Source organism: Deltaproteobacteria bacterium (assembly GCA_016183175.1).
Lineage (GTDB): Bacteria > UBA10199 > UBA10199 > UBA10199 > SBBF01 > JACPFC01.
Window position 1 is genome coordinate 1 of the sequence record JACPFC010000073.1, and the last position, 6,068, is coordinate 6,068.

At 52.6% G+C, this 6,068-nt stretch carries 9 protein-coding genes; 2 read left to right on the forward strand and 7 right to left on the reverse strand.

Annotation, left to right across the window (positions count from 1 at the left end; translation table 11 throughout):
- Both HYU99_07840 and HYU99_07845 read right to left on the reverse strand, forming a co-directional pair.
- The coding region (locus tag HYU99_07840; GenBank protein ID MBI2340258.1) for an ATP-binding protein at window positions 1-1,032 on the reverse strand (1,032 nt) is incomplete at its 3' end.
- A 62-nt stretch (window positions 1,033-1,094) separates the two neighbouring features.
- Entirely contained in the window at window positions 1,095-1,844 is a 750-nt protein-coding gene (locus HYU99_07845; protein ID MBI2340259.1) for a gamma-glutamyl-gamma-aminobutyrate hydrolase family protein, read from the reverse strand.
- Between the two features lie 60 nt (window positions 1,845-1,904).
- Here HYU99_07845 and HYU99_07850 point away from each other — a divergent pair, with 60 nt between their 5' ends.
- Window positions 1,905-2,066, forward strand: a complete 162-nt coding sequence (locus tag HYU99_07850) for a hypothetical protein (protein MBI2340260.1) — start codon at window positions 1,905-1,907, stop codon at window positions 2,064-2,066.
- A 66-nt stretch (window positions 2,067-2,132) separates the two neighbouring features.
- On the opposite strand, the gene HYU99_07855 is transcribed toward HYU99_07850, so the two are convergent.
- Window positions 2,133-3,341 carry a hypothetical protein gene (locus tag HYU99_07855; GenBank protein MBI2340261.1) on the reverse strand — a complete coding sequence of 403 codons (1,209 nt, stop codon included), beginning with the start codon at window positions 3,339-3,341 and terminating at the stop codon, window positions 2,133-2,135.
- A complete protein-coding gene (locus HYU99_07860; protein MBI2340262.1) occupies window positions 3,338-4,210 on the reverse strand; it encodes a TIGR02147 family protein in 873 nt (290 codons plus the stop codon). The genes HYU99_07855 and HYU99_07860 overlap by 4 nt, the downstream gene beginning before the upstream one ends.
- Window positions 4,211-4,456: 246 nt before the next feature.
- Here HYU99_07860 and HYU99_07865 point away from each other — a divergent pair, with 246 nt between their 5' ends.
- The gene (locus HYU99_07865) at window positions 4,457-4,930 is read left to right on the forward strand and encodes a hypothetical protein (protein MBI2340263.1); all 474 of its coding nucleotides are present in this window, start codon (window positions 4,457-4,459) and stop codon (window positions 4,928-4,930) included.
- 102 nt (window positions 4,931-5,032) lie between these two features.
- Here the strand turns inward: HYU99_07865 and HYU99_07870 are convergent, their stop codons facing one another.
- The 3 genes from HYU99_07870 to HYU99_07880 form a co-directional block, all read right to left on the reverse strand.
- A complete protein-coding gene (locus tag HYU99_07870) occupies window positions 5,033-5,458 on the reverse strand; it encodes a PIN domain-containing protein (protein MBI2340264.1) in 426 nt (141 codons plus the stop codon).
- Window positions 5,445-5,705, reverse strand: coding sequence for a hypothetical protein (locus HYU99_07875; protein ID MBI2340265.1), 261 nt, complete (start codon window positions 5,703-5,705; stop codon window positions 5,445-5,447). The genes HYU99_07870 and HYU99_07875 overlap by 14 nt, the downstream gene beginning before the upstream one ends.
- Before the next feature lie 41 nt (window positions 5,706-5,746).
- The coding region (locus HYU99_07880) for a hypothetical protein (protein MBI2340266.1) at window positions 5,747-6,068 on the reverse strand (322 nt) is incomplete at its 5' end.

Below are 6,068 nucleotides of genomic sequence, written 5' to 3' on the forward strand. Positions count from 1 at the left end.
AAGTCCCTTTGCGTGACGTTCGTCCACCCTGTTCGCGGATTTGATTTCTACCAGTGTTGGAGCGAGTTTTCCACGCTCGATAATCAAATCGATCTCCAGATCTTCCTTGACCCGCAAGTAGGAAAGCTTGAATTGCCTGCCCTGGTAGGCGAGACGGCGATGAAGTTCCATAACAACAAATGCCTCAAACAATTGCCCGTATTCGAAGCTCCGCGGGACCAAATCGTAATCGACCTGTCCGGCCAAAGCTCGGGCAATGCCTGTGTCAAAGAGATAAAATTTGGAAGCCCTTTTTTGCTGTTTTCGGATGGACGTGTGATAAGAGGGAATCCGAATCCCAAGCAGAGTATCTTCCAATATGTCGTAATATCCGCTGACGGTTTTCGGATCGGAATGAATGTCCCGCGCGATATTTGAGTGGTTGATGACACCGGTATTCATTTGGGCCGCAACATCCAGAAAACGGCGGAACGGAGGCAGATTGCGGACAATTTGTTCCGTCATGATCTCTTCCTTGAGATAGGTCTCGGAGTAGGCTTTCAAAAATCTTGCCTTGTCCGGTTCATTTTCAAAATTAAAAATCTCCGGAAGCGTTCCGAACTTCAGCGCTTCATCGAGAGAAAACCGGGCTTGCAACTCGGTCGCCGTCAGTGGGAACAAATTGTACACAAAAGCCCTTCCGGCCAAAAGATTCGCTGCACCCCGTTTCAGTTTTCTTGCGCTGGAACCTGTCAGGGCAAATTTAAACCGTTTTTCCTTGATGAGCTTGTGCACCAGGTCCAACAACTGCGGCGCCTTTTGAACCTCATCAATAACCACCCAGGCCTTTTTACCCACGTAGGGAGCGAGACGATTCAGCAGATTATTGGGGTGGCTGATCAGTTCATTTGCGAGCTCAAAATTCAATAGATCCAGCACCACGCTTTCCTCGGGATCGAAAAAACGTTCTAAAAGGGTCGATTTCCCGGTTCCCCTGGGCCCAAACAGAAAAAAAGAGTGTGATTTCGAGAGGTTGATTAGTCTTTGGAACACGACCCAAATAATACATTGATTTTTGGGTCATAGTCAAGAAGTGCTGGAACTCTCTTATTTTGCTACCGCGAAGAAAGCCGTCTGAATTTCTTTTCGACCCCAAAAAGCTTGATGAACTCCCCGAACGTTTTATCGCTCAAGTTTTTGAGGCGTTCGATGCAGAGCGGCGTCTCCCGCCGGATGGCTCCCACATCGATCGTCGTATCGTTCGGATCGTCGAGCTCCCTTACGTGATCGGGCACCTTGAGCCACCGTTCGATCATCCGTTCATCCACCTCCAGATGAAATTGCAAGGCGTAAACCCTCTCCCCATATCGAAACGCCTGGTTGGCGCAAAGCGGTGACGAGACCAGATGGACCGCCCCGGCCGGGATATCGAAGGTGTCTCCGTGCCATTGAAAGATTTTCTCCACCGGTTGAAAGTGCTTTAAAACCGGACCGCTTTTTCCCTCGCGGGTCAGGGCGACATCGTACCAGCCGATTTCTTTTACCCGGTTTTTCGTCACCCGCGCCCCCAGGGCCTTTGCAATCAGCTGGGCCCCGAGGCAAATGCCGAGAATCGGGATGTTCCGTTGAAGCGCCTGCCGGATCATTTCCACCTCGTGGTTCAAATGGGGATGTTGTGCGGTTTCGTCCACATTCATTGGACCGCCCAGAATTACGAGGCCGTCATAACCTGTAATCGACGGTTGCGCGTCCGGTTGTCTCCCAAAATTGACATACCGGATGCGGAAACCGGACTTTCTAAAGAGGGGGTCCAGGGTCCCCAGAGGTTCGTAGGCCACATGCTGACAGACAAGGAGCTTTTTCATTTTGACACTGCCTCGATTTAGGGTTAATGATTTTAGAACAAACCAAAGGAGGATGCTACCATGTTGTGGAAAACCCTGGGAGGGTTGTGCGTCGTGGCGGCGGGTGTCATGTATCTCATTGGGGACAACTCAAGCGCTATGTCGGAGCTGAAGGACTTTTTTTGGGTTCCGCTGATACCCGGTGTGATCCTGATTCTGATCTCGTTCAAAAAGAAGGCCTAAAATCCTTCAGGTTTGGGAGTTGTCCTCCAAAACCTGAAGGATTACAAGGCTTGATGTCGCCCTTTCTTATTCATACTCCGGGATGGTAAAATTATCCCCCGAGTTGCTGATCAAATCGGTATCGTCCCCCTCAAAGAAGGGATTATCATCGAAGGTTCCGTCGATATCGGGAGACAAAGTGAAGGGGAATACGGCATCGTCCCAGGCAAAGGCGGTCTCCAGAGCGGTGCAGTTTGCCGGATCGGCGTATGCCGGCACGGCGGTGCCGTCTTCCGGCATCTGGACACAGAAGGTGCCGGGAATGTCATCGAGACTGGAGACATTTGAGTCGATTTTGAAAAGCGAATCGTCTCCCGCCCCATAACTCCCACGGCCGATCGATTTGGTGACGGTCACGACGCCGCCGCTTTCGTCATACTTCGTCACCGTAAAATCCCCCGTTCCCAGGGCGGGATTTCCATCGGCGTCCAGTTCGACGCGGCCGGTGATCCGGCTCCGGCTTTTGAAAACGACGTCGTCGGATGTGTCGAACGAATCATCGACACCATTGTAGACTGTTGCCTGGGTATACTGTAAATCAAGATAGGCGACCGTTATCCCCTCTTCCTCCTGTTCGCCATAAGTGGACCCAACAACCGAGCGAATTGTCACCGTATCACCGCGCGTTTCCGCCCCTTCGGTGTTATCGGAGGTCCTATCGGACATTTGAACAACCCGCACAACGCCTGTAGCGTCGATTCCGTAGAGGAGGGTTTCATCCTCACTGACGCTTTGGCAGTCAAAAAGCCGGTCGTCCGCGGCGCCGTTGGAAATTTCGCCGTAAAAGGCGATATCGAGCGTATCCCCTTCTTCGAGCGCCTCCGCCCCCTCGCAGGTCACATCGGGATCTTCGGCAAAAAGGCCGTCCACCGTTTGGGCAAACTGGTCCAAAAGGACCCGGATTTTCGTAACCACGGCGAATCCCTCATCGGGATCGCCGAAAATGTCGGTCAAGACATACGAATTATCGGCATCCAGATAAGTGTCCCACTCGCCGCTCGTCCCGTCGGCCAAGGCCTTAAGCGCCGGCGACTCGGATGGGTTCGCATCGGATTCCGTGACGCTTAAAACGAGGGCCGAGGCGGCGGAATCGATCCGGCTTCCGATATCGGTGGTGTCGATTTCACCGGCATCGGTTGTTCCCGTCTCGGTGCCCCCGACACCCCCTTCTCCCCCCTGACATCCCGCGAACGCAAGCCAAAAAATAACACCCAAGGCAAGATATGTGATCTTCATAAATCCCTCCCCTTTTTTGATTGTGCATCCGGCGCCTTTGTCACCGGATAAAGTTGAATGTTCAGCAAAGCCACCTCTTCCGGTTCGGTGTCGTTTGCCACCAGTTTGAGAATTTCCTGTCGAAACTCCCTGATTTTCGCCCGCAACTGCGGCAGGCGCTCTCTCTTGACCCCCAGGGTCATGGAACTGGCGTCGCGATGGCCCATCGAGAGGCGATCCATGACCTCTTTGGAAAGATCCAGAAGAATCTTGTGATAGTTGTGAACCACCACCGAGGTCAGCTCCGGCCCGGTGGTGACAATGGAGCTCGCCTGCCTGAAACGGCCGTCCCCGTTTTTTTGGATAAGACCCAGCCCTTCGAGGAGTTCGATCGACTTTTCCGCCTGCGCCCTTGTGATGGGCGGGGAAAGTCTGCCGGCGATCCATTCCGGGGTGCCGTCGAATTCCCTCGAGACGACCAGTTCGCGTACCGCCGGATGGTACCAGGCCGAGTAATATTCGTACTGCCGTTTTTCAATCGGCTTGAGCTGGCTGAATTTTTTGGACTGGAGCAGGCGCTGATAATAGAAGTTTTTGTCCTCGTGCCTCCCCGCCTGGTTGAAAAAGACCAGGTTCCTGAAAAACTCCTGCTCCTGTTTGTTCAAGGACAAACCGACGATGAATTTTTTCAGGCTTTCCTCGGTCAGGTTTCGTTTCCCCTTCATCACCAGCATGAGGAAGTTGGATGTATGAAATCCCGCTTTTTTTGCGAAGGATCGAAACGAAAAAGAGGCCCGCGACCGTTTGGCCTCGCCATACCAGTCCTTCAGGTACGCCCGATAGTCGCGATATTCAAAAATGCTTAATGCCGATTTGCCTCCGTTGTTCATGGCCCCATTGTATCGGGAGGCTCGGCTCAAGACAAGACAAAAATATATTTTTTGTGTTCTTTTGAACACAATTTAGTTTATAACATATTTAAATTATTATGTTTTTTAATTTGATATATTCATTCATAATATGATTTGGAACACTAAACCGGCAACATATATTCGAGGGTTTTATAATGATCTATTGCCCCTTTCTTGTTCCTGGAGTACTTTCAAGAGACATCCCATTTCCAAAGGAGAAAAAAGATGAGAAACGACTCCAAAATTCTGCTGGTCGGGGCGATCTTGTGGGGGGCCTTTGCCTTGAAGGTTGCCGTTGCCGGGGAGAACGACGCCGATCCCGGAGCGGTTGAACTGCTCAACAAACTGATGACGGCCCTTCAGGAGCCGGATGAGGCGAAAAGCATTCAGGCGGTCCTGCCTCTGTTGCACAAAAGCCTGCTGAATGCCGATGGGACCGACTTGAGCCGGGATGTCAAACAGTTCAGCTTCAAAAAGGCCCATGGCGGCGCGCCGCTCTATGCCAATCCCGTGAAGGTTACGCGGGTGAGGGAAACCCCTCAAACAGAGGTGGGTTTTAAGGCGACCGCCGAGGGGGGACAAGTGGCCGATTATTTTGTGGCGAAAAAAGAGGGGAAGGCGGGCATGCCGGCGCCGGTGAAGATTTTTTTCCCGGCGGGCGGCGGGGCGCCGAAGATTTTATATCTGGGCAGTTTGTAGTTTGAGAGGACAAATCAAAGGAGGATGCCATCATGTTGTGGAAAACTTTGGGCGGATTGTGCGTCGTGGCGGCGGGTGTCATGTGTACGGCGGCCCCACGGTCTATTCGTCATCCGCAAAGAGAAGATTTTTGAAGGGTCTGTGGTTTTTAAAACGGTAGGTTTTGAAATCGCGCTGATCGGTTGAAAGAATGCGCCCATGACCCAGATGTTCCGCCAGAATCACCAGCGAGGCATCGGCCAGATCCATGGGGAGGTCGCAATATTTTTTCATCAACCGGTAAATCTTCGGCCCCTCCTTTTCCGTCAACGCGAAAACGGCAAAGGCGTTGTCGTTATAACTTTTGACAAAGGCCAGTTGGGAGTCGAAACCGAGGCGGTGCAAAAGAAGGTGGCATGTTTCGGTCACCACGGGCCATGTGGTTACAAGCGGCTCGTCAAGCCGGGGAAGAATTTTTTTGGCGCGCTCGTGATGCTGATCGTTCGAATTGGCGAGCGCTAGCCAGAAACCGGTGTCAGCGATGACCATGCTTGCCCCCGAAAATTTCCGGCAACTCCCCCTTGTAACTTTCCGAGAGACCGGGGGATCCCCGCCCGCATCCCACAAAGCCGGTCTTGAAAAGGACTTTGGCCGCGCGGGACTCCCCCAAACGCACCTGCCGGTAATAATGCCGGACCGATTTTTTGAGGAGGGAAGAGATGGTAAGGCCCCCTGTTTTCAGCAGATACCGGATCATGGGAGCAGTCTCCCTGTCGACACGAGCGTTGATTCTCATTGTATGACATCGTATGACAAAAAAGTTTTTTTGTCAAGCGGTCAATGGGCCCCGGCCGTCATCCCCACCGAGCCGGCCAGATAATATCCGAGGCCGCGGGGCACCTTGAGGGGATAATAGGGAGGGAGCGGAAGCTCCCCTTCGAGCACCGCCTCCGTCAGCGAAGGGTTGAGCCTTTTGAGCGACGATTTCTCGACCGCAAAACGCGACATGACCTCCGGCAGGTTGACAAAGTCGCCGGTCTTGACAATGTCGTACCTCGGCGCATTCGCGGAGCCGTTGTCATCAAATCCAAAATAAGCCGATCGATTTTTGTAGAGATCGACCACCGCCAGAAATTCCGGGAAATAGTTCCGCGAGTAA

Excerpts from the sequence above, each read along its gene's own strand:
- HYU99_07845 (MBI2340259.1), bottom strand. The coding sequence starts at position 1,844 with ATGAAAAAGCTCCTTGTCTGTCAGCATGTGGCCTACGAACCTCTGGGG.
- HYU99_07850 (MBI2340260.1), top strand. The coding sequence starts at position 1,905 with ATGTTGTGGAAAACCCTGGGAGGGTTGTGCGTCGTGGCGGCGGGTGTC.
- HYU99_07855 (MBI2340261.1), bottom strand. The coding sequence starts at position 3,341 with ATGAAGATCACATATCTTGCCTTGGGTGTTATTTTTTGGCTTGCGTTC.
- HYU99_07860 (MBI2340262.1), bottom strand. The coding sequence starts at position 4,210 with ATGAACAACGGAGGCAAATCGGCATTAAGCATTTTTGAATATCGCGAC.
- HYU99_07865 (MBI2340263.1), top strand. The coding sequence starts at position 4,457 with ATGAGAAACGACTCCAAAATTCTGCTGGTCGGGGCGATCTTGTGGGGG.
- HYU99_07870 (MBI2340264.1), bottom strand. The coding sequence starts at position 5,458 with ATGGTCATCGCTGACACCGGTTTCTGGCTAGCGCTCGCCAATTCGAAC.
- HYU99_07875 (MBI2340265.1), bottom strand. The coding sequence starts at position 5,705 with ATGAGAATCAACGCTCGTGTCGACAGGGAGACTGCTCCCATGATCCGG.